General features: G+C 58.1%; 22 protein-coding genes. 5 read left to right on the plus strand and 17 right to left on the minus strand.

From position 1 onward, the window contains the following. Positions 1 to 57 precede the first annotated feature (57 nt). A complete protein-coding gene (locus IB212_RS01730) occupies positions 58 to 2,337 on the plus strand; it encodes an ATP-binding protein (RefSeq protein WP_041911518.1) in 2,280 nt (759 codons plus the stop codon). Between the two features lie 69 nt (positions 2,338 to 2,406). Then, positions 2,407 to 2,730, plus strand: a complete 324-nt coding sequence (gene yjdP, locus IB212_RS01735; RefSeq protein ID WP_028015201.1) for a DDRRRQL repeat protein YjdP — start codon at positions 2,407 to 2,409, stop codon at positions 2,728 to 2,730. A gap of 52 nt (positions 2,731 to 2,782) precedes the next feature. Here the strand turns inward: yjdP and phnP are convergent, their stop codons facing one another. From phnP to IB212_RS01815, 16 genes are all read right to left on the minus strand, one after another. Then, entirely contained in the window at positions 2,783 to 3,541 is a 759-nt protein-coding gene (phnP, locus tag IB212_RS01740) for a phosphonate metabolism protein PhnP (RefSeq protein ID WP_041911517.1), read from the minus strand. A gap of 9 nt (positions 3,542 to 3,550) precedes the next feature. Further along, on the minus strand, positions 3,551 to 3,985 hold the full coding sequence (phnO, locus tag IB212_RS01745) for an aminoalkylphosphonate N-acetyltransferase (RefSeq protein WP_041911516.1): 435 nt from the start codon (positions 3,983 to 3,985) through the stop codon (positions 3,551 to 3,553). Then, the gene (gene phnN, locus IB212_RS01750; protein ID WP_028015204.1) at positions 3,978 to 4,529 is read right to left on the minus strand and encodes a ribose 1,5-bisphosphokinase; all 552 of its coding nucleotides are present in this window, start codon (positions 4,527 to 4,529) and stop codon (positions 3,978 to 3,980) included. Before phnN ends, phnO begins: the two co-directional genes overlap by 8 nt. Beyond that, on the minus strand, positions 4,526 to 5,662 hold the full coding sequence (gene phnM, locus IB212_RS01755; protein WP_041911515.1) for an alpha-D-ribose 1-methylphosphonate 5-triphosphate diphosphatase: 1,137 nt from the start codon (positions 5,660 to 5,662) through the stop codon (positions 4,526 to 4,528). The genes phnN and phnM overlap by 4 nt, the downstream gene beginning before the upstream one ends. Beyond that, positions 5,659 to 6,339, minus strand: coding sequence for a phosphonate C-P lyase system protein PhnL (gene phnL / locus IB212_RS01760; protein ID WP_041911514.1), 681 nt, complete (start codon positions 6,337 to 6,339; stop codon positions 5,659 to 5,661). The genes phnM and phnL overlap by 4 nt, the downstream gene beginning before the upstream one ends. Before the next feature lie 9 nt (positions 6,340 to 6,348). Continuing rightward, the gene (gene phnK / locus IB212_RS01765) at positions 6,349 to 7,104 is read right to left on the minus strand and encodes a phosphonate C-P lyase system protein PhnK (RefSeq protein WP_041911513.1); all 756 of its coding nucleotides are present in this window, start codon (positions 7,102 to 7,104) and stop codon (positions 6,349 to 6,351) included. Further along, positions 7,101 to 7,946, minus strand: a complete 846-nt coding sequence (gene phnJ, locus IB212_RS01770; RefSeq protein ID WP_041911512.1) for an alpha-D-ribose 1-methylphosphonate 5-phosphate C-P-lyase PhnJ — start codon at positions 7,944 to 7,946, stop codon at positions 7,101 to 7,103. Before phnJ ends, phnK begins: the two co-directional genes overlap by 4 nt. Next, positions 7,939 to 9,003 carry a carbon-phosphorus lyase complex subunit PhnI gene (locus tag IB212_RS01775; RefSeq protein WP_041911511.1) on the minus strand — a complete coding sequence of 355 codons (1,065 nt, stop codon included), beginning with the start codon at positions 9,001 to 9,003 and terminating at the stop codon, positions 7,939 to 7,941. The genes phnJ and IB212_RS01775 overlap by 8 nt, the downstream gene beginning before the upstream one ends. Further along, the gene (gene phnH / locus IB212_RS01780; protein WP_041911510.1) at positions 9,003 to 9,587 is read right to left on the minus strand and encodes a phosphonate C-P lyase system protein PhnH; all 585 of its coding nucleotides are present in this window, start codon (positions 9,585 to 9,587) and stop codon (positions 9,003 to 9,005) included. Before phnH ends, IB212_RS01775 begins: the two co-directional genes overlap by 1 nt. Then, positions 9,584 to 10,036 carry a phosphonate C-P lyase system protein PhnG gene (phnG, locus tag IB212_RS01785; RefSeq protein ID WP_041911509.1) on the minus strand — a complete coding sequence of 151 codons (453 nt, stop codon included), beginning with the start codon at positions 10,034 to 10,036 and terminating at the stop codon, positions 9,584 to 9,586. The genes phnH and phnG overlap by 4 nt, the downstream gene beginning before the upstream one ends. Further along, positions 10,037 to 10,762, minus strand: a complete 726-nt coding sequence (gene phnF, locus IB212_RS01790) for a phosphonate metabolism transcriptional regulator PhnF (RefSeq protein WP_041911508.1) — start codon at positions 10,760 to 10,762, stop codon at positions 10,037 to 10,039. 20 nt (positions 10,763 to 10,782) lie between these two features. Further along, a complete protein-coding gene (phnE, locus tag IB212_RS01795) occupies positions 10,783 to 11,562 on the minus strand; it encodes a phosphonate ABC transporter, permease protein PhnE (RefSeq protein ID WP_028015213.1) in 780 nt (259 codons plus the stop codon). Between the two features lie 51 nt (positions 11,563 to 11,613). Continuing rightward, positions 11,614 to 12,630 (minus strand): phosphonate ABC transporter substrate-binding protein, encoded by a 1,017-nt coding sequence (phnD, locus tag IB212_RS01800; RefSeq protein ID WP_028015214.1) that lies wholly within the window; start codon positions 12,628 to 12,630, stop codon positions 11,614 to 11,616. 23 nt (positions 12,631 to 12,653) lie between these two features. After that, on the minus strand, positions 12,654 to 13,442 hold the full coding sequence (phnC, locus tag IB212_RS01805; protein ID WP_041911507.1) for a phosphonate ABC transporter ATP-binding protein: 789 nt from the start codon (positions 13,440 to 13,442) through the stop codon (positions 12,654 to 12,656). 136 nt (positions 13,443 to 13,578) lie between these two features. Beyond that, the gene (gene yjdN, locus IB212_RS01810) at positions 13,579 to 14,016 is read right to left on the minus strand and encodes a VOC family metalloprotein YjdN (RefSeq protein WP_188246074.1); all 438 of its coding nucleotides are present in this window, start codon (positions 14,014 to 14,016) and stop codon (positions 13,579 to 13,581) included. A gap of 80 nt (positions 14,017 to 14,096) precedes the next feature. Continuing rightward, positions 14,097 to 14,432 (minus strand): zinc ribbon domain-containing protein YjdM, encoded by a 336-nt coding sequence (locus tag IB212_RS01815; protein WP_028015217.1) that lies wholly within the window; start codon positions 14,430 to 14,432, stop codon positions 14,097 to 14,099. A gap of 593 nt (positions 14,433 to 15,025) precedes the next feature. Here IB212_RS01815 and crfC point away from each other — a divergent pair. Together crfC and IB212_RS01825 are read left to right on the plus strand one after the other, a co-directional pair. Beyond that, positions 15,026 to 17,365 (plus strand): clamp-binding protein CrfC, encoded by a 2,340-nt coding sequence (gene crfC / locus IB212_RS01820; protein WP_188246075.1) that lies wholly within the window; start codon positions 15,026 to 15,028, stop codon positions 17,363 to 17,365. Then, a complete protein-coding gene (locus IB212_RS01825; RefSeq protein WP_028015219.1) occupies positions 17,362 to 18,237 on the plus strand; it encodes a diguanylate cyclase regulator RdcB family protein in 876 nt (291 codons plus the stop codon). Before crfC ends, IB212_RS01825 begins: the two co-directional genes overlap by 4 nt. A 54-nt stretch (positions 18,238 to 18,291) precedes the next feature. Here the strand turns inward: IB212_RS01825 and kdgT are convergent, their stop codons facing one another. Next, a complete protein-coding gene (gene kdgT, locus IB212_RS01830) occupies positions 18,292 to 19,284 on the minus strand; it encodes a 2-keto-3-deoxygluconate transporter (RefSeq protein ID WP_028015220.1) in 993 nt (330 codons plus the stop codon). 649 nt (positions 19,285 to 19,933) lie between these two features. Between kdgT and proP the strand changes: the two genes are divergently transcribed. After that, positions 19,934 to 21,436, plus strand: coding sequence for a glycine betaine/L-proline transporter ProP (gene proP, locus IB212_RS01835; protein ID WP_041911505.1), 1,503 nt, complete (start codon positions 19,934 to 19,936; stop codon positions 21,434 to 21,436). Positions 21,437 to 21,467 lie beyond the last annotated feature (31 nt).

Consider the following 21,467-nt stretch of genomic DNA (forward strand, 5'->3'; position numbering starts at 1 on the left):
TGTTCATATTTGTCATAGTTATGAATAGCGAATGTGGATCACAGTTACGGAGTCAACATGTCTTCACGCCCCCCGTTCTTCTCCAGCGCCCGCGGTCGCCTGCTGATATTTAACCTGCTGGTGGTCGCCGTCACGCTGATGGTGAGCGGCGTGGCGGTGCTCGGCTTTCGTCATGCCAGCCAGATCCAGGAGCAGGTCCAACAGCAAACGCTGGACGACATGACCGGGAGCATGAACCTCGCGCGCGACACGGCCAACGTGGCAACGGCGGCAGTGCGGCTTTCGCAGGTAGTGGGGGCGCTGGAGTACAAAGGCGAGGCCGAGCGGCTGAAGCAGATGCAAACGGCGCTGCGCCGCTCGCTGGAACAGCTGGCGGATGCCCCGCTGGCGCAGCAGGAGCCGGCGCTGGTGGCGCGGATTATTCGCAGAAGCAATGAATTACAGCAAAGCGTAACGGGGATGCTGGAGCGCGGGCAAAAGCGGCATCTTGAGCGTAACGCGCTGCTGAGCTCGCTCTATCAAAGCCAGAGCTATTTACGCCATCTTCAGGACATCAACCGCCGCTTCGGCAGCAACGTGCCGGACGCGCGGCAGCTGATGGAGATGGATCGGCTGATCGCGGCCGCGATTGATACACCTTCGCCGCGTGCTACCGTTCAGCAGCTGGACGCCGTGACCGCCACGCTGCCCCGAAGCGCCATACAGCCGGTCGTGGAGGGCGTTCTGCCCGATTTTAACGCCGAGCTGCGCAAGCTTGCCCCGCTGTCGAAGCAGCTGGAGGAGAGCGATCTGTCCATCAGTTGGTATATGTTCCACATTAAGGCGCTGGTGGCGATCCTTAATAGCGATATTAATCAGTACGTTGAACAGGTGGCGCAGGCTTCCCGGCTTCGCACGGCCCAGAGCCATCACGAGTTGCAATCCATCAGCGTGTTTATCAGCATCTTCGCCGTGCTGGCGCTGATCATCACCGGCTGCGCCTGCTGGTATATCTACCGCAATCTGGGCTCCAACCTGACGGCCATCTCCCGGGCGATGTCGCGACTTGCCCACGGTGAACAGGATGTTTCTGTTCCTGCGCTGCAGCGGCGCGACGAGCTGGGCGAGCTGGCGCGCGCGTTTAACGTTTTTGCCCGCAACACCGCCTCGCTTGAGCACACCACACGTCTGCTGAAAGAGAAAACCACGCAGATGGAGATCGACCGCATCGAGCGTCAGGGGCTGGAAGAGGCGCTGCTGCACAGCCAGAAGATGAAGGCCGTCGGACAGCTGACCGGCGGGCTGGCGCATGATTTTAACAACCTGCTGGCGGTAATTATCGGCAGCCTTGAGCTGACAGACCCCGAATCAAACGACGCGCCGCGCATTACCCGTGCGCTGAAGGCAGCCGAACGCGGCGCGCTGCTGACCCAGCGGCTGCTGGCGTTTTCCCGCAAACAGTCCCTGACGCCGCATGCAGTAGAGATGCTGCCCCTGCTGGAAAACCTTCGGGAACTGATGCGCCACTCGCTGCCCGCCACGCTTACCCTGGAGATTGAAGCGCAAACCCCGGCATGGCCCGCGTGGATTGACGTCAGCCAGCTGGAAAACGCCATTATCAACCTGGTGATGAACGCCCGGGATGCGATGGAAGGCCAGAGCGGGGCGATCAAAATTCGCACCTGGAACCAGCGCGTGACCCGCAGCGACGGACGCAGGCAGGATATGGTAGCGCTGGAGGTCATCGATCGCGGCAGCGGGATGTCGCAGGAGGTGAAATCCCGGGTTTTTGAACCGTTCTTCACCACCAAGCAGACCGGAAGCGGAAGCGGGCTGGGCCTGTCGATGGTGTACGGTTTTGTGCGTCAGTCCGGGGGGCGGGTAGAGATCGAAAGCGCGCCGGGGCAGGGAACGACCGTGCGGCTCCACCTCCCGCGCTCGACGCTGCCCGCCGTTTCGGAGGATGAAGCGCTGGCTGCCACAACGTCCGTGGATAACGAGCGGCTTGTACTGGTGCTGGAAGATGAGGCGGACGTTCGCCAGACCCTGTGCGAACAGCTGCATCAGCTTGGCTACCTGACGCTCGAAGCGGACAGCGGCGAACAGGCCCTGAACATGCTGGCGGCGTCGCCGGATATTGGCATGTTTATCAGCGATCTGATGCTGCCCGGAAGCCTGAGCGGGGCCGAGGTGATTAACCATGTGCGCAGCCATTATCCGCAGCTTCCGGTGCTGCTGATCAGCGGGCAGGATTTGCGCCCGGCGCATAACCCGCAACTGCCGGACGTTCCGTTACTTCGTAAGCCGTTTACCCGCCAGCAGCTGGCGCAGGCGCTGCGGAAGGTGATGGTAATTTGAGAATCCTCCGCTACCCCGGTTCCCAGCCATTCATTACCGTAAGGCCAGTTCCCCTGCGAGTCTGGCCTTATGAAACGTTACTCTACCGTCCTGTTATTTGGTCTGCTGACTTTAACCAGCCAACTGGCGCATGCCGATGTGATTGATGACGCCATTGGCAACATTCAGCAGGCGATCAACGATGCCTACAACCCCAGCAGCAGCCGTAATGACGATGACGACGATCGTTACGACCGCAGCCGTCAAATCGACAGCCGACAGTACGACGATCGTCGTCGGCAGCTCGAAGACAGACGCCGCCGCTTAGACGAGCGTCAGCGCCAGCTGGACGACGACAGGCGTCGGTTAGAAGAGGACGAGCGCAGGTTGGAAGACGATTACGATCGCGGCTAAGTGCGGCCTGTTGCCCTCACCCCAACCCTCTCCGACGGGAGAGGGATAAAACCTAATCCAGCACAAGTACCATCCCGTCATATCCCGCTTCAATGCCGTCCGGCAGCGGGTTATCCATCATCCATGCGTCAAACTGATGGCTAATGTGCGTCAGGATCACCTGCGGACAGCCAATCACCTCGTTCAGGGCCATCACCGTATTTAAATCACTGTGGTTGCGCGGTGTCTCCGGACGCGGTTCATGGCTGCAGTCGATGATTATCGCCTGTGGCTGATTGTTGAGCAGAAACGTCACCGTTTTATCCGGCAGCCCGGCGGTATCAGAAAGCCACGCCACGCGGCTATGGGCCGATTCCAGCAGATACCCGAAGGTCAGTTTTGAATGGTTGAGCGGCAGCGGCGTGACCCGCAGTCCCTGCAGCTCAAACATCACGAACGGCTCGACCGTGTGGCTGAAATCCAGAATGCCGGGATGTTTAAACAGGTCGTCACAGCCCGCTTCATCCGGCGGGCCGTAGACCGGGATGGTTGCGCCCACGCCCCAGCGCAGGGGGAACAGCCCCTGGACGTGATCCATATGATAGTGCGTGAGCAAAAACTGCTGGAAGCTTCCCGCCGGCCAGTCGTCCATCAGGTGCGGAATGCCCGCATCCAGCAGGGTGACTGCATCGTTGAATTTGACCACCGCGCTACAGGGGCGACGGCGATAGTTGTCCTGCAAACGCGCCCTGCGACACGCAGCGCAGTCGCAGCCAAAGACCGGGACCAGCTGTGCGCTTCCGGTTCCCGTTAACGTGATGGTCAGACTCATAACGCACCTCTACAGCGGTTTGGTGAAGCGAAAATGGCTCTGCGTATATCCCTCACGAACGTAAAAGCGGTGGGCGTCCGTGCGCTTCACGCTGGTGGAGAGCTCCGTTAGCTCGGCACCGGCCTGCCTCGCAACGTCTTCTGCCCATGCCAGTAACTGGCTGCCAATCTTTAACCCGCGCGCCTGCGGCATCACCACAAGTTCCTGGATCTCGCCGATCCAGCGGGCGTGATGGAGGTGAAACTGCATGTGCAGGCCGATCATGCCGACAGCTTTTCCGTCCAGCTCGGCAAGCTGGTAGCGCATGTTGTGATCCTGCAGATTGGCCAGAAATCCGGCGTGAAACGCCTGATGGTCAAATTCACACTGCTTAAGCTCGCAGATCAGAGCGTAAACGATTTGCGCGTCGTCGGCGGTGGCGGGGCGAAGCTGGCAGTCAGGCATGCTGTCTCTCCTTCTGGCGAATAAGCGATAAAAAGGTCTCGACTGACTGTAGCAAACTTCCGTCGTTATTGAGGACGTGACAGCCCGACGGAGTGTAGCGCGCCGCACGTTCCAGCCGCTGGTCGATCTCACGTGCATTTTCGCGCCCCCGGCTTTGCAGGCGGCTGCGCAGAATATCCGGAGAAACCTGCAAACAGACCGGCAGCAGCGCCGCTTCGTACCGGGCTTTGGCCTGCGGCAGATGCGCGCGCGAGCCGTTAACCAGCACGTCGAAGCCCGCGTGCAGCCAGAGGTCGATCTCGATGCCGACGCCGTAATAAAAGCCGTTCGCGTGCCAGCTCAGCGCCAGCAGATTTTGCCCGGCGCGGGTAAAAAACTCCTGCTCGCTCAGGGCGATATGGTTTTCACTGCCAGCGTTCGCCGCGCGGGTAATGTAGCGGTGCGCCACCAGCAGCTGTGAATGTTCCCGCTGCCGTAACGCCGACAGCAGGCTGTCTTTTCCCGAGCCGGACGGGCCCATTAACCAGATGAGTCTTCCCATCAGAACACCCTTTTTCCCTGACGCCAGACGTGGTCGATATGAACGTGCTCGCCCTTGCGGTGCGCCAGCACCAGGTCTGCCCGTTTGCCTTCGGCAATCTCACCGCGGTCGTGAAGGTTGAGCGCGCTGGCCGGGTTTTTCGTCACCAGTCGAATCGCCTGCGGCAGCGTAAAGCGGTTGTCCTCGTCGTCTGCAACGCGGAAGGCCGCGTCCAGCAGGCTGGCGGGGTAGTAGTCAGACGAGAGGATATCCAGCAGGCCGAGGGAAGCGAGTTTGCTTGCCGCCACGTTGCCGGAGTGCGATCCGCCGCGCACGATGTTCGGCGCGCCCATCAGCACGTTCATGCCGTGTTTGCGCGATGCCTCTGCCGCCTCGAACGTGGTGGGAAATTCGGCGATCACGCTGCCAAGCTGGTGGGATTCGCGTACGTGATCGTGAGTGGCATCGTCATGGCTGGCCAGCGCAATGTTGCGGTCCCGACACATCGCGGCAATGGAGAGACGGTTCGGCTGCGACCATTGTGCCGCAAGCGCCAGTTGCTCTTCTTCATAGCGCGCCATCTCCGCATCGCTGAGTGAATACTTGCCCTGATAGTATTCACGGTACTTTTCAATGTTGGCGAACTGGCGCTGTCCCGGGGAGTGATCCATCAGGGAGACCAGCGAGACCGGCTCGCGCCCGACCAGCTTTTCAAACAGCGGCAGGGTGGTGTGGTGCGGCAGCTCGCAGCGCAGGTGCAGGCGGTGCTCGGCGCGGTTGAGGCCGCGCTTTTGCGTCTCCTCCACGGCGTTGATCATCTTTTCAAGATTTTCCAGACGATCGCCGCCGTCGCGCACGTCGCCGATCGCCACCGCGTCCAGCACCGTGGTGATGCCGCTGGCGACCATCAGCGCGTCGTGGCTGCTCATTGCCGAATGGGCGGGCCAGTCCACCTTCGGGCGCGGGGTGAAGAATTTATCCAGATTATCGGTATGCAGCTCAATCAGCCCCGGCAGCAGCCAGCCGCCGTCGCCGTCCATCGCTTCAGGAGAACGGCTTTGGGTTTCGGCAAAGGCGCGGATGACGCCGTCCTGGATTTCAACCGAACCCTTCACGACCTCATTTTCCAGCACCAGCCTGACATTATTGATAATCATGCGTTTGTCCCCATCGGGTGCAGCCTGTCCGCCACGCGGGTGCGGACGGCGTCGTCGTGGAAGATCCCGACGATCGCCGCCCCGCGCGCTTTGGCCTGTTCGATCAGCGCTATCACCGCTGCGCTGTTTTTAGCATCGAGCGAGGCGGTGGGTTCATCCAGCAGTAAAATCGGATAGTCGACGATAAACCCGCGCGCGATATTCACGCGCTGCTGCTCGCCGCCGGAAAAGGTCGACGGGGCGAGGTGCCACAGGCGCTCCGGCACGTTGAGGCGCGTCAGCAGGCTGGCGGCCCTGGCGGCGCAGGTTTCGCGCGGCACGCCGCGATCCAGCAGGGGCTGCATCACCACGTCCAGGGCGGAGATCCGCGGGATCACCCGCAGGAACTGACTAACCCAGCCGATCGTTGAGCGGCGCACTTCCAGCACCTTGCGCGCCGGGGCCTGAACCAGATCGACCCACTCTTCGTTATGGCGAATATGGATGTGGCCTTCGTCCGGTAAATAGTTGGCGTACAGGGAGCGCAGCAGGGTCGATTTACCGCTGCCGGAGTGGCCGTGCAGCACCACGCATTCACCCTGACTCACCTCTAGCGAGGCGTTTTGCAGCACCGGCAGGCGCACGCCATTTTGCTGGTGGAGCACAAAGGTCTTACTGACATTTTCAACGTGGATCATGTTGGCCTCTTAATTCTGTAATACCGAGGACACCAGCAGCTGGGTGTATGGATGATGCGGGTCGTCGAGCACGCGGTCGGTCAGCCCACTTTCCACCACCTGACCCTGCTTCATCACCAGCAGGCGATCCGCCAGCAGGCGCGCAACGCCCAGATCGTGGGTGACAATCACCACCGCCAGGTTCAGCTCTACCACCAGGCTGCGCAGCAGGTCGAGCAGGCGGGCCTGCACGGAGACGTCCAGCCCGCCGGTGGGTTCATCCATAAACACCAGCTTTGGATGGGTGACCAGATTGCGGGCAATTTGCAAACGCTGCTGCATACCGCCGGAAAAGGTGGTTGGCAGGTCGTCAATGCGCGAGGCGGGGATCTCCACCTCCTCCAGCCAGTGCTGTGCGGTGGCGCGGATGTTGCCGTAGTGGCGCGCGCCGGTGGCCATCAGCCGTTCGCCGATATTGCCTCCCGCCGACACCTGACGGCGCAGGCCGTCCATCGGGTGCTGATGCACCACGCCCCACTCGGTGCGCAGCAGGCGACGGCGCTCGGCCTCGCTTATGTCGTAGAGGGAGCGTCCCTGATACAGGATCTCGCCGTGTTGCGGCGTCAGACGCGCGGAGATGGACTTCAGCAGGGTGGTTTTGCCGGAGCCGGACTCGCCGACAATGCCCAGCACTTCGCCCGGCCACAGCTCGAACGATACGTCGCTGAAGCCTTTTCCCGGCGCATAAAGGTGGGTCAGGTTATTAACCGAAAGCAGCGGTTTCATTGGCCGTTCGCCTCGCTCTGTTGGCGGCAGTAATCGGTGTCGGAGCAGACAAACATCCGTTTGCCCGTATCGTCCAGCACCACTTCATCGAGATAGCTGTGTTTGGATCCGCAGATGGCGCACGGCTCGTCCCACTCCTGCACCGTAAACGGGTGATCGTCAAAATCCAGGCTTTCGACACGCGTATACGGCGGTACCGCGTAGATGCGTTTTTCACGTCCGGCACCAAAGAGTTGCAGGGCAGGCATCATGTCCATCTTCGGGTTATCGAATTTTGGGATCGGCGACGGGTCCATGACGTAGCGCCCGTTGACCTTCACCGGGTAGGCGTAGGTGGTGGCGATATGGCCGAAGCGGGCGATGTCTTCATACAGTTTGACCTGCATGATCCCGTACTCTTCCAGCGCGTGCATGGTGCGGGTCTCGGTTTCGCGCGGCTCGATAAAGCGCAGCGGCTCCGGGATCGGCACCTGGAAAATCAGAATCTGATCTTCCGTCAGCGGAGTCTCCGGAATGCGGTGGCGGGTCTGGATCAGCGTCGCGTCTTCGGTTTTTTCGGTGGTGTTGACGCCCGTCACGCGCTTAAAGAAGTTGCGGATCGACACGGCGTTGGTGGTATCGTCCGCGCCCTGGTCGATAACCTTCAGCACGTCCGCTTCGCCAATCACGCTGGCGGTGATCTGAATGCCGCCCGTGCCCCAGCCGTACGGCATCGGCATTTCACGGCCACCAAACGGCACCTGATAGCCCGGAATAGCCACCGCTTTTAAAATGGCGCGGCGGATCATGCGTTTAGTTTGCTCATCCAGATAGGCAAAGTTGTAGCCGCTTAAGTTAGCCATTAGCGCGCTCCCGTTGCAGGCGTTTCAGCAGTTCCAGTTCGGCCTGGAAATCGACGTAGTGCGGCAGCTTGAGGTGCGAGACAAAGCCGGCGGCCTCGACGTTGTCCGCGTGGGCCAGCACGAACTCTTCGTCCTGCGCCGGGCCGGCAATGTGCTCGCCGTAGTCCGGCGCCTGCAGGGCGCGGTCAACCAGCGCCATCGCCATCGCCTTGCGCTCGCCGAGGCCAAACACCAGCCCGTAGCCGCGGGTAAAATGCGGGTCTTCATTCTCTGGCGCGACGAAACCGTTGACCATTTCGCACTCGGTCATCAGCAGTTCGCCGACGTTCACCGCAAAACCCAGCTCTTCCGGCACGATTTCGACGTCGAGATAGCCGCTGCGGATCTCTGCCGCGAACGGGTGGTTGCGCCCGTAGCCGCGCTGTGTGGAGTAGGCCAGCGCCAGCAGATACCCTTCGTCGCCGCGCATCAGCTGTTGCAGGCGGGACGAGCGTGAGCACGGGTAGACCGGCGGCGTGCGGGTGACGTCGCCCGGCGTGGCGCCAGTGTCTTCTTCCGCTTTCGCCAGCCCCTGGTTTGCCAGCAGGCTGAAGACGTGCGGAGACGGTTCCTGTTCGACGTCTGAAGTGCTGAGTGTTGGGGCTTCGCCGTTCGCCAGCAGCGTGAAGTCCAGCAGACGATGGGTGTAGTCGTAAGTCGGGCCAAGCAGCTGGCCGCCGGGAATGTCTTTGTACACCGCTGAAATACGGCGCTCTAAACGCATTTCCGCCGTGTTCACCGGCTCGCTGACTGCCAGACGGGGAACGGTGGTGCGCCAGGCGCGCAGCAGGAAGATGGCTTCCACGTTATCGCCGCTGGCCTGCTTCAGCGCCAGCGCTGCAAGCTCGCGGTCAGCAACGCCGCCCTCGGTCATCACGCGGTCAACCGCGAGGTTAAGCTGTTGCTCAATCTGGGCGACGCTCAGCTCGGGAAGCTGTTCATCGCCCCGGCGTCTGTGCTCCTGTAAGGCATGAGCGGCGGCGATCGCCTTTTCGCCTCCTTTGACGGCTACGTACATCAGCACACCTCCACGTGAGTGGTCCGCGGGATTGCCAGCAGGCGCTCGCCGCAGGTCAGGAGCAGGTCAATGCCGAGCGGGAACGGGTGCGGGCGCTCGGTCAGCTCATGGATAATGCACTCCGGCAGCTGGGGCGCGACCATCCGCTCGTCGGCGATGCCTGCGCCCGTCAGGCGAAGCATGCGGCCACCGCTCAGGCTGGAGACCTGCAAAATCAGCGTGGCGCTGGTTTCCGGTGCGACGGCGCTGCCTTCGCTCAGGGCGTTAAGCTGTTCATGGCTGATTTGCTCGTCGGCCACGGCAAAGACCGCCTGCTGGGGCTGATCGACCAGCGGCGCGCTGGTGTGAAAGCGCAGGTTCTGGCTGGCGATATCGTTCAGCAATGCGCCTGACAGCCATACCGGGGTGTCGTTGTCCGCCAGCGTCAGCAGCACGCTGGTGGAGGCGAGGTTCAGCGGCAGCCAGCCCTGCGAGAGCTGGTGCAAGGAGACAATCACCCCCGGCTCGCTCATGGCCTTCAGCAGGCGACGGAAACTCTGTTGGGCATCCTGGACGGCCAGGGTAAAAGCAGGTTGAAGCGTCATGCGTTGTCTCCGCGAACGAGCGTAAAGAAGTCGACCCGGCTGGTGTTCACTTCGGCCTGACGCGCGGCAAGGCGTGCGGCGCGGTCGGCTTCCAGCGGGGCAATAAGGGTTTCCATTAACGTCTGGAAATGCGGGTGTTCCTGTAAAAGCGCGTCGATCATCGCGCAGCGCTCGGCGTGCGTTTTGTCTCGCCCAAGTACGTAGCTATAACCCAGCGTGCCGCTGTTAAGGCGGATAGCCGCGCGGGTGAGGGTGGCATCGCCGGCGAAGAAGCGCTCGCCGGTGCCGCCCATGCGTGCCTGGATCTGCACCAGGCCGATCTCCGGCGCGCGGATCGTGTCGTAGTCCGGCGTCAGGCCGAGTGCGTTCATGCGGGCGGCCAGCGCAGCAGGCTGGCTATGGGCCAGCACGCGCATCCAGCGCTGTCGGGTGGAGGTGTCGAAGTGCATTCAGTGCTCCATGGTGAATTCAATCATGTCGGCGCGGGTCAGGCTGACGGAGTATTCCGTCGCGTTGATCTCGCCGTCACGGTGGTTGAGGGTGCGCACGCAGAGCAGCGGGGCCATGTTGGGGATCTCCAGCACCTTGCTCTCTTTCGCCTGTGCACGGCGGGCGCTGATGCGCGTCTGGGTGCGTTTGAGCGCGATACCCGTCGCGTCCTGAAGGAAATCATGCAGGGAACCGCTGGCGAAATGTTGCAGCACTGGCCAGAGGGTGAGGTCCGCGAAGTAGTGGTCGATCTGGCAGACCGCCACGCCGTTGACCCGGCGCAACGTGCGCAGGTGTACGACGTTGTCACCCTCCTGAATCCCGAGCGCATCCGCCACGTGGCGGGAGGCCGGGCGCAGTACCGAGAGCAGCTTTTCGCTGGTTGGATGGCTACCCTGATCAAGCAGATTCTGGCTAAAACGCGCCTGGGCGTTGAGCGGGTAGTCAAACGGGCGCATCAGCACCAGCACGCCGACGCCCTGACGGCGCTGGACCCAGCCGCGCTCCACCAGCTGGTCAATGGCGCGGCGCAGAGTGTGGCGGTTCACCTCGTAGCGGTCGGCAAGCTGCTGCTCGGCGGGCAGGTAGTCTCCGCAACGGTAATGTGTACGCAGCTCCACTTCGAGCCTGGCCGCAATCTCTTGCCAGCGGGTAGGGTAACTGGTCGGATGTCTGGATAAGTGCATACCAATCAAAGCCTCGCTAATCAGATGAAGTGCTTACGCAAGCGTTGAGAGAGGAAATCCAGCAGGCTGACGGTGACGATGATGAGCACCATCAGAGCGCAGGTTTGCTGGAACTGGAAACCGCGAATCGCTTCCCACAGGGTGACGCCAATCCCGCCTGCGCCCACCATACCGACCACGGTGGCGGAGCGAACGTTGGACTCGAAGCGGTACAGGGAGTAGGAGATCAGCAGCGGCATCACCTGCGGCAGGACGCCGTAGAGGATCTCTTCGATTTTGTTGGCGCCGGTTGCGCGAATACCTTCCACCGGGCCGGGCTCGATGGCTTCGACCGCTTCCGAGAGCAGCTTGGAGAGCACGCCGGTGGTGTGGATGAACAGCGCCATCACGCCGGCGAACGGACCCAGGCCAACGGCGACCACGAACAGCATCGCAAAGACCATTTCGTTGATGGCGCGACAGGCGTCCATCAGGCGACGCATCGGCTGGTAAACCCACCACGGTACGATGTTTTCGGCGCTCATCAGGCCGAACGGAATGGAGAGAACGACGGCGAGGGCGGTGCCCCAGACGGCGATTTGCAGGGTGATGGCCATTTCGCTGAGGTAGTCCTGCCACTGGCTGAAATCCGGCGGGAAGAAGTCGGCGGCGAAGGTCGCCATGTTGCCGGAATCTTTGAAGAGCAGCAGCGGATCCATCTCCGCGCCCTTCCAGGAGATAACGAGTACCGCCAGCAGGATGGCCCAGCTTATGAGCGAGAACCAGCTGCGCTTCGGCGGCGGGAGGGTGATGGTTTGCATGTTGGCTCCTTAATCTGTTCTCCCTCTCCCTCAAGGGAGAGGGGACTTGTGTTACTGCACCGCTTTATTCACGCTCGTCATCGCACCCAGCGCGGCGGTCAGGCGGTCGAGGTCTTCCAGCTGGGCCTGGATTTCAGAGACTTTGCTGGTCTTCTCCTCTTCCTTCAGCCCTTTGTTGTCCTTCACGGCCTGCATCTGCTTAAACAGCGCCAGCTGGCGAATCGGGACCAGCTGCAGATCGCTGGACGCGCGGAACGGTGCCCAGCCCAGACGTTCCAGAACCGCTTTCTCTTCCGGCGTTTTGCCGTAGTTCATAAAGAAGTCGTAGACCTTGTCCTTGGTGCTTTCGGAGAGGTTTTTGCGCCAGACGATCGGGTCGCCGGGGATCAGCGGGGATTTCCAGATGACCTTCAGCTCTTTCAGCTTGTCCGGCGCGGAGGTTTTCAGCTTGTCGAGGTTTTCGGTGTTATTGGTGGCAACGTCCACCTGCTTGTTCGCCACGGCCAGCGCGTTGGTTTCGTGGCTGGCGTTGACGGTGCGCTTAAAGTCGCTGGCGGAGATGTTGTTTTTCGCGAAGACGTAGTAGCCAGGGACGAGGAAGCCGGAGGTGGAGTTCGGATCGCCGTTGCCAAAGGTCAGATCTTTGCGTTTGGCGATCATGTCGTTGAGGTTGTTGATCGGGCTGTCTTTGTTGACGATCAGCACGCTCCAGTATCCTGGAGAACCATCTGCCGCAACGGTCTGGGCAAAGACCTGACCGTTGGCGCGGTCCACCGCTTCCATGGCGGAAAGGTTGCCGTACCAGGCGATGTCCACTTTATTAAAGCGCATCCCCTGGATGATGCCCGCGTAGTCCGGGGCGAAGAAGGCGTTCACTTTGATCCCCAGCTTGGTTTCCATATCTTTCAGGAACGGTTCCCACTGAGGTTTCAGGTTCTGCTGTGATTCCGTCGAAATAATGCCGAAGTTCAGCGCTTTTTCCTGCTCTTCGGCGTACGCCGGGCTTAACAGGGTGCTGATGCTGAACATGCTGGTGAAGGCCAGCGCGGCAACGGCTTTGTAGTTCATTTCCATTCCTCGTTATCGGGGCGTTAAGCAGCCTGCGCGCGTTCTTCGACGCGGTTTACGCTGCGGTAGAGATGGTCAAAACGTTCGTTATCAAACTGGTGGCTGGCGCCATCGAAGAACACGTGGCCCTGACGCAGGGCGACGATGCGCTCGCAGTAGCGCAGGGCGTAATCCACCTGATGCAGCGTCACCACCACGGTGATGCCGTCGTTCTGGTTGATGTCGCGCAGGGTTTCCATCACGATGCGGGCCGACTCCGGATCCAACGAGGCGATGGGCTCATCGGCCAGAATGATTTTGGCTTTCTGCATCAGAGCGCGGGCGATAGCGACGCGCTGCTGCTGCCCGCCGGACAGCGTGGACACGCGCTGGTGGGCGAAGTGCGCCATGCCGACGCGGGTCAGTGCCTGTAACGCTTCCTGCTTCTGTGATGGGGAGAACCAGCGCAGGCAGGTGCGCCAGAACGGGGTGCTGCCGAGCGCGCCAATCAGCACGTTCTCCAGCACCGTCAGGCGGTTCACCAGGTTGAACTGCTGAAAGATGTAGCCCGTCCGGGCGCGGCTTTTGCGAATATCGCTCGCCAGACGGCCCGCATGCTGCACGGTGTTACCCAGCAGCTCGACGCGGCTTTCCGGCGTTTTATCGCAGGTAATAAGGCCGCTTAAGTGACGCAGAAGGGTGGATTTTCCTGAACCGGACGGCCCCAGCAGCGCCACCATTTCGCCCTGCTGGACGGTCAGATCAACGGCATGCAGCGCCTTGTTGTGATTGAAGGTCTTGCTCAGTTTCTCGACGCGGATGACAGTGTGCATGTGCTGGGCCTCACGATAAATGTGGCCTCATGCTGGCGCATCAATATGACATTTGGGTTAAGTGCAGGTTGCGGGAGTTTGAAGAGTTGAGGGGAGTTTGATGACAGGCGGAGGCAGACCGCCCACCGCCCGAAAATTAGTGCTGCTGCTTAACGACGTTAATCATCCACGGCACGCCGTACTTGTCGGTGACCTTACCGAAGCCGTGCGCCCAGAAGGTTTCCTGCCAGGCCATGTCGATATTCCCGCCATCGGCAAGGTTGTCGAACCAGCGCTTGCCTTCTGACACATCCTGCGTGTCGAGCAGCAGCGTGAAGCCCGCGTATTGTGCGCTGCTGCCCGGCGGCAGCCCGTCGCTCATCATGATATCGCTACCCGCAATGCGAACGTTGGAGTGAGCGATAGCCGAATCCGGAAACTGCATGCCGGACGGACAGCCTTCTTCGCTGTTATCGCTTTTTGGCATTTCGCCGAAGGTGATTTTATAGAGGAGTTCTGCGCCGACGGCCTGCTGATAGAAGGCGGTAGCCTCTGCACAGTTGCCGGCAAAAGAGATGTAGGGACTTAACGGCATAATCTTTACCTCACGTAAGAAAAGCCCGTTAAGTGTAGTTCCCGAAAGCCCGGTAAGCGAAGCGCTACCGGGCGGGTAAATCAGTTCTTTTTCACGAACTCGGATTTCAGTTTCATCGGACCGAAGCCGTCAATTTTACAATCGATATTATGATCGCCTTCCACCAGACGGATATTCTTCACTTTGGTGCCGATCTTCAGCATGGAAGAGCTACCTTTCACCTTAAGATCTTTCACCACGGTGACGCTGTCGCCATCCGCCAGCAGATTACCGTTGGCATCTTTGACGACCAGCGCATCAGCGTCCTGCGCTGGCTCGGCATCATTCCATTCGTGTGCACATTCCGGGCAGATGAACATGCCATTATCTTCGTATGTGTATTCAGAATTGCATTTTGGGCAGTGTGGGAGTTGCATGTCGGTATCCTCAAAAGTGTTAACGCGCTGGAAAGTGCCAGCTAAATGACGGCAGAGTGCCGAAAAAGGCGGCAAGTATAACGCAAATCCACACTTTTGTCGGTGCTATTGTGAATTTAAAAAACGCAGAAAATGTGTTGCGAGTGACACTTACTGTCAGTCAGCTAAGCGATGCTAACGTCATTAACACGGTGGAAAGAGAAGTCGCTAAATATAGCGAATATTTTATTGCGGCAAATTGCTACGCACCTTCATTTCGGATAAGGTGAAGCAACGCATTGTTATTTATCTTCGAACTTTACTGCCATGCATTTCTTATGTTGGCGGCCTATCCCTCTCTTTTTAGGTGGGTAAATAATGATGATATATCCTGAAGCTTCTTAAAATGGGCCAGGCTTTTTATCTTTTGGCTTTCAGGCCTTGAGGAGAGCTTTACACGCCATGCAGGGATAGCCATTTATTTCTGATTATCTTCAATTAGTTATATTTTGGTGAACATGTTTTCCACACGTGATCATATAAGCCTGAACATCATAATTAATACAAGTGGCTTAATAAAAGTAATAAATTTGCGTTAAGGAAAGGCTTTTATCATGCACACACAGACCATTTTTGAATTAAGTCAGGAAGCTGAGCGTTTGTTACAGCTTGCCCTGCAAAATCTCGATACCCTGAAATCAATGCCGACAGCGAAGCTGGAGAGCACGACGGCTGCTATTACAGGTGAAAAGAACAACGTGCTGCCTTTGCATTTTAGTGCGCGAGGCGTCGAAGCGCAGCAGGCAACGCTGAATAATGAATTACGCAAAATAACACGTCTGGAAATGGTTCTGGCTATCGTTGGCACGATGAAAGCGGGGAAATCGACCACCATTAATGCCATTGTGGGTACCGAAGTGTTGCCGAACCGCAACCGCCCAATGACGGCGCTGCCTACGCTGATCCGTCATACGCCAGGCCAGAAAGAGCCGGTGCTCCACTTCTCACATGTCTCTCCTATTGATGATTTGATTCACCTGCTGCAGAAAAAGCTTGGCGATTACGATCGCGGCAAGCTGGCTCTGCAACTGGAAATTGATAAGGACATGAATACGCTGCTGGAGCGTATTGAGAAAGGCGAGGCCTTTGAAAAGCATCATCTCGGGGCGCAGCCAATATTTCATTGCCTGAAAAGTCTCAATGACCTGGTGAGGCTCTCCCAGGCGCTGGGCGTGGCGTTTCCGTTCTCCGAATACGCGGCCATCGAACATATTCCGGTGATTGAAGTGGAGTTCGTGCATCTTGCGGGTTTGGATGCGCACCTCGGGCAGCTGACGCTGCTCGATACCCCCGGCCCCAATGAGGCCGGACAACCGCATCTGCAAAAAATGCTTAGCGAACAGCTAGCCCGCGCGTCGGCGGTGCTGGCGGTGATGGATTATACCCAGCTTAAATCTATTTCTGATGAAGAGGTCCGTCAGGCTATTTCGGTTGCGGGGAAATCAGTGCCTCTGTATGCGCTGGTGAATAAATTCGACCAGAAGGATCGCAATAGCGACGATGAAGAGCAGGTCAGGGCGATGATCTCCGGTACCTTAATGAAAGGCACTATTTCGCCTGGCCAGATCTACCCTGTTTCCTCTATGTGGGCGTATCTGGCAAACCGCGCCCGCAACGAGATGAATGCCCGTGGACGCCTGCCGGATCATCAGGAGCAGCCCTGGGTGCAGGATTTTGCCGAAGCCGCACTCGGACGCCGCTGGCGTTCGGCGGACCTGGACGATATAAACCATATCCGTCACGCAGCCGATTCGCTGTTTGAACAGCCGATACGCAAACTGATTTACGCCGCCTATGCCAATGCCTCGCTATTCGCGCTGCGCTCGGCCTCGCATAAGCTGCTCAACTACGCGCAAAATGCCCGGGAGTATCTCGACTTCCGCTATCATGGGCTGACGGTGGCCTTTGAGGAGCTGGAACTGAACATCGCGCGTCTTGAAGAGGATATGGCGCTGCTGCAGACGCGCCAGAGCGCGGTGAGCGATGAGGTGAAACATGAAGTTGACCAGGCGCTGAACGCGACCGCGGACTTTATGGAGGCCGAAAAATCGGCGCTTCATCAGGCAGTGGGCCATGTGTTCAGCCCTCAAAATATTCTTGATTTGGCAGGCATTGAGCGGCTGAATCGCCGCAGTGACAAACTGCAAGAGCGGGAACCGCTGGTTCTGGATGATGAAGGTCAGGCGCAGATCGTCCTGAGTAAAATTCGCTCCTCCTGTGAACTCATCATGCTGGATGCGCAGGCAAAAATCGCCCGGGAGCTGGCGTTACGCTTCGATCAGCTGGAATCTACGCTGGCGCGCTCGCTGAATGACGCTATCCGCCCCATTGAAACGCGTATAAAAGAGCATCTGAGCCATGCCGGCTTCCGGGCGCGGATCAGCTTCCCCGCTTTTCAGGCAAACCAGCTTGACTTCAATACGCGGGCACTGTTTAACGATGCCATTGCACAGGATAACCGCCCGGCAGGTCAACTTTCCGCCGGGAGCAGTATGCGTGAAACCGTTTCGCGTTGGCTCAATAATCCGGGCTGGGGCTGGGATGAGTACGTGGTCACGCGCACGCACTATGTTATCGACATTGCGCAACTGCATGACAAATTTAAGCAACATATTGATCAGTTTTGTGAACAAATACGTAAAGCTTTGTCCGCGCAGGTCGATGTCTCTGTTACGGCCGGAATGGCGACGTTCTTTGCAGAATTTTCGTTATGCCTGACCGGGTTACAGGAAAGCTTGCGTGATAGCCTCGCAGTGCGTCAACAAAATGAGCATTCAACCCGAGCGCTCAGCCAGCTGTTGAAGCAAAGCATTACGACTGCGACATGGATTCAGGAAGATACCCGACTGTTACGCGATGACATTCAAACTCTATTCGCAGCAGAGCAACCATGACAACACAGCTACTGGACGGTCCCGGGCGGACGCTGGAGTGTATTCATCCCAGGTTTATGGTCGATCTTGTGCAGGGCGTGGACGCGGCGCGCCATCCCCATCTGGGGCCGCAGCAGCTGCAGTTTCGTGAACGTTTGACTCAGGAGATCATGACGCATACCCGGCTACGGCCCTGGGCGATGGCGGGAATGCTTAACGAGAACGCGGCCCTGCGCCTGGGGCTGGCGGAAAAACTCGCCGGCATGTTGGATCCAGGCCATCTTGCGCTGACGCTGATGGCCGATAAACTGACTGCACTGTGCCAGCAGGCTCACCTGCGCGCTCAGCCATCTCCCGGCCTGCTTGAACAGTATGCGGAGCTCTCCTCTCATTTTACCCAACGTGCCGCCTATAAAGAAAAGGCGCTGACCCAGCGTGGACTGACGGTACAGGCGGGCGAGCACAGTGAACAAATTTTCACCCGCTGGCGAGCCGGTCACTATGATGGCTGGTCTTTGGCCGGGCGCTGCTTCATTGTTCTGGAAGAGCTGCGCTGGGGAGCATTTGGCGATGCCTGCCGTCTGGCGAACAATGATGTGTCGGCAATGCTCAAGGATAATTTACGCAGCATGGCCGCCAACTACCTCGCACAGGGCATCAATGCGTCTCCCACAACGCGCCATTTCTATCATCAATGGCTGACCACACCCGCTTCGGCGGGTTTAATCGATCACAAAGACATGCTGGGCTGGCTGGGCGACTGGTGTCAGGCGGATATACACCCGGTGAGTTGGTCAGTGACGCAAAACTGGCAGACCGTCGCGCTGGGTATGCCGAGGCTGTGTTCGGCAAAACGGCTGGTGGATGCAATGGTGGAAGAGATTTTTGGTTGAACCCCTCATCCTGACCCTCTCCCCCAGGGGAGAGAGGATGGCTGGCGCGGTGTGTTAGTGATTCATTTCTATCGGTTTCGGTTCAGGCGGGATCTCTTGCACATTTCCGTAGCGTTTCGCGTATAGCGCCGTGATGATGGGCACCAGGATTGCGGTGACAATCACGCTGGCGGCAACCAGTGCCGTCGCGGACGCGGCCACCGGTTCGAAGGCCGGGTTAATCTGGGCGATAATCACCGGGTTTGCAACGGCAGCGCCTGCGGCTGAAGAGGCGGCGACGCCCGCCGTGCCGTTTCCTCCCCCGATTACGCGGTCAGCAATGATCAGCGGAATACCGGTGATGATGATAACCGCGACACCCAGCACAATCCCCAGCAGTCCCGTATCCAGAATCACGTTCAGGTTGATGGTGTTACCCAGCGCAAAGCCAAAGAATGGGATCAGCACCGGCGTGGCTTTGCTGAAGAAATCACGCAGATCGTGATCCAGATTGCCCAGCGCGAAGCCGATCAGGAATGGCAGGATCGCGCCGACAAAATGATGGGGCTCAAAAGAAGCCAGGCCAGCGGACCCCAGGATCAGCATCGTCATGAGCGGGCCGGACTCCAGAGACATCAAAACAAACGCGCCGGACTCCTCTTTGGTTCCGTACTGGTTCATCAGGCTGGCATACAGCCCGCCGTTGGTCATGTCCATCGCCGAGACAATCGCCAGGACGGATAACCCGGCGAAGAAACCGGTCTGAATTCCATTTTCAGGAATGAACATCGCGCATATCATTGCGACCACCCAGGCAACCGCTATTTTGGTTATCACCAGCGTTCCGGATTTGCGTAATACGGTACCGGTTGCCCGCAAATTAATGGATGCGCCGATACAAAAGAACCAGACCGCCAGGATGGGAACGGTACCCGTAATCATCCCCTTTGTGAAACCACCAAAATAAGCCCCGGTTTCAGGTGCTAATGTATTCAGAATAGCACCGAGTACCAGCGGCACCAGCATCATACCCCCCGGTATGCGTTCTATCGTGGCTTTAATCTTCATCTCTAACCCTCACTATTTCGCCTCTCATGGTGAGCGGCAGGTGCGAATAAAAAAATCAATAAATTCAATTTGATGAAGGGTGCTCTTGATGATTGGTTTGTGATAACCCTGCACCGAAATTCAGTTAGCGCTCTCGTTTCCTCTCGTCAGAAAACATGCGTCGCTATGTTTCAGGAATTATCATGCGATCGATGGAATATTGATTCAATGAAAATAAAACGGTGTTTTAGTTATCTTCATCACATATTGAATGTAAACTTTACGGCGCGTTGTGAGAGCTGAAAATTTATGTAAATCTCTTGTAAAAAATATGGCTTTTTATTCTGTTGGGAAAAGAAAAAAGATGAGGGCGAAAATGGGGGCTCTGGAAGGTTGAGAAAGTACTTATTTGCGGTAGTTGACAAAAACTGTCTTCACCTGACGCAGTATAAATATATGTGTGAAGTTGATTACAAATATAAACGCTGGTAGGGTAAAAAGGTCATTAACTGCCCAGACAGGCGTCAACAGGTTCGGTTGTATCGACGGAAAACGTCAATGTAAGTAAACCTGCTACGCTTGAAGATGGAGGTTCGCACGGAGCGGATCTCGGGTTCACAGAGTGCGAGTTGGCTGTGGAACGGACAGGGCTAAGTCTACGAGGAAAGCTATGCTAAGAAGGAAAAAGGTTAAACCCATTACGCTTCGCGACGTCACCATTATTGATGACGCTAAACTGCGTAAAGCGATCACCGCCGCCTCGCTCGGTAATGCGATGGAATGGTTCGATTTCGGTGTTTACGGCTTTGTTGCCTATGCATTAGGTAAAGTGTTCTTCCCCGGTGCTGACCCAAGCCTGCAGATGATTGCCGCGCTGGGTACATTCTCCGTTCCTTTCCTGATCCGCCCGCTGGGTGGTCTGTTCTTCGGTATGCTCGGTGACAAATACGGTCGCCAGAAAATACTCGCTATCACCATTGTCATTATGTCGATCAGTACGTTCTGTATCGGCCTAATACCGTCCTATGCCACGATCGGCATCTGGGCACCTATTCTGCTGTTGCTCTGTAAGATGGCGCAGGGCTTCTCCGTCGGGGGCGAGTATACCGGGGCGTCGATCTTCGTCGCGGAGTATTCCCCTGACCGTAAGCGCGGCTTCATGGGCAGCTGGCTGGACTTCGGTTCGATTGCCGGGTTTGTGATGGGTGCGGGCGTCGTGGTTCTGATTTCAACCGTGGTCGGTGAGGAGAACTTCCTCGACTGGGGCTGGCGTATCCCGTTCTTTATCGCGCTCCCGCTGGGTATTATCGGTCTTTACCTGCGACATGCGCTGGAAGAGACACCTGCGTTCCAGCAGCACGTTGAGAAACTGGAGCAGGGCGACCGCGAAGGGTTGCAGGACGGCCCGAAAGTGTCCTTTAAAGAGATTGCGACAAAGCACTGGCGCAGCCTGCTGACCTGTATTGGTCTGGTGATTTCCACCAACGTCACTTACTACATGCTGCTGACCTACATGCCGAGCTATCTGTCGCATAACCTGCACTACTCGGAAGATCACGGCGTACTGATTATTATCGCCATCATGGTGGGTATGCTGTTTGTACAGCCGATTATGGGTCTGCTGAGCGACCGCTTTGGCCGTCGACCGTTTATCATCCTGGGTAGCGTAGCGCTGTTCGCGCTGGCGATCCCGGCGTTTATTCTGATCAACAGTAACGTGCTGGGTCTGATTTTCGCGGGTCTGCTGATGCTGGCGGTGATCCTGAACTGCTTTATCGGGGTGATGGCATCCACATTACCTGCGATGTTCCCGACGCACATTCGTTATAGTGCGCTGGCGGCGGCGTTCAACATCTCCGTCCTGATTGCCGGCCTGACGCCTACGCTTGCCGCCTCTCTGGTGGAAAGCACGCAGAACCTGATGATGCCTGCCTACTACCTGATGGTTATTGCGGTAGTCGGCCTGGCGACCGGCCTGACCATGAAGGAGACGGCGAACCGTCCTCTGAAAGGGGCGACGCCTGCGGCATCTGATATTCAGGAAGCGAAAGAAATCCTGCGCGAGCATTACGATAACGTTGAGCAGAAAATTGAGGATATCGACGCAGAGATTGAAGAGCTGCAGAAGAAACGCTCCCGTCTTGTTGATCAACATCCACGCATTAACGAGTAATAAAAAACCCGCCGTTGGCGGGTTTTCTTTT

The organism is Enterobacter sp. E12 (assembly GCF_014596715.2).
In the GTDB taxonomy this organism is placed as follows: Bacteria; Pseudomonadota; Gammaproteobacteria; order Enterobacterales; family Enterobacteriaceae; genus Enterobacter; species Enterobacter bugandensis.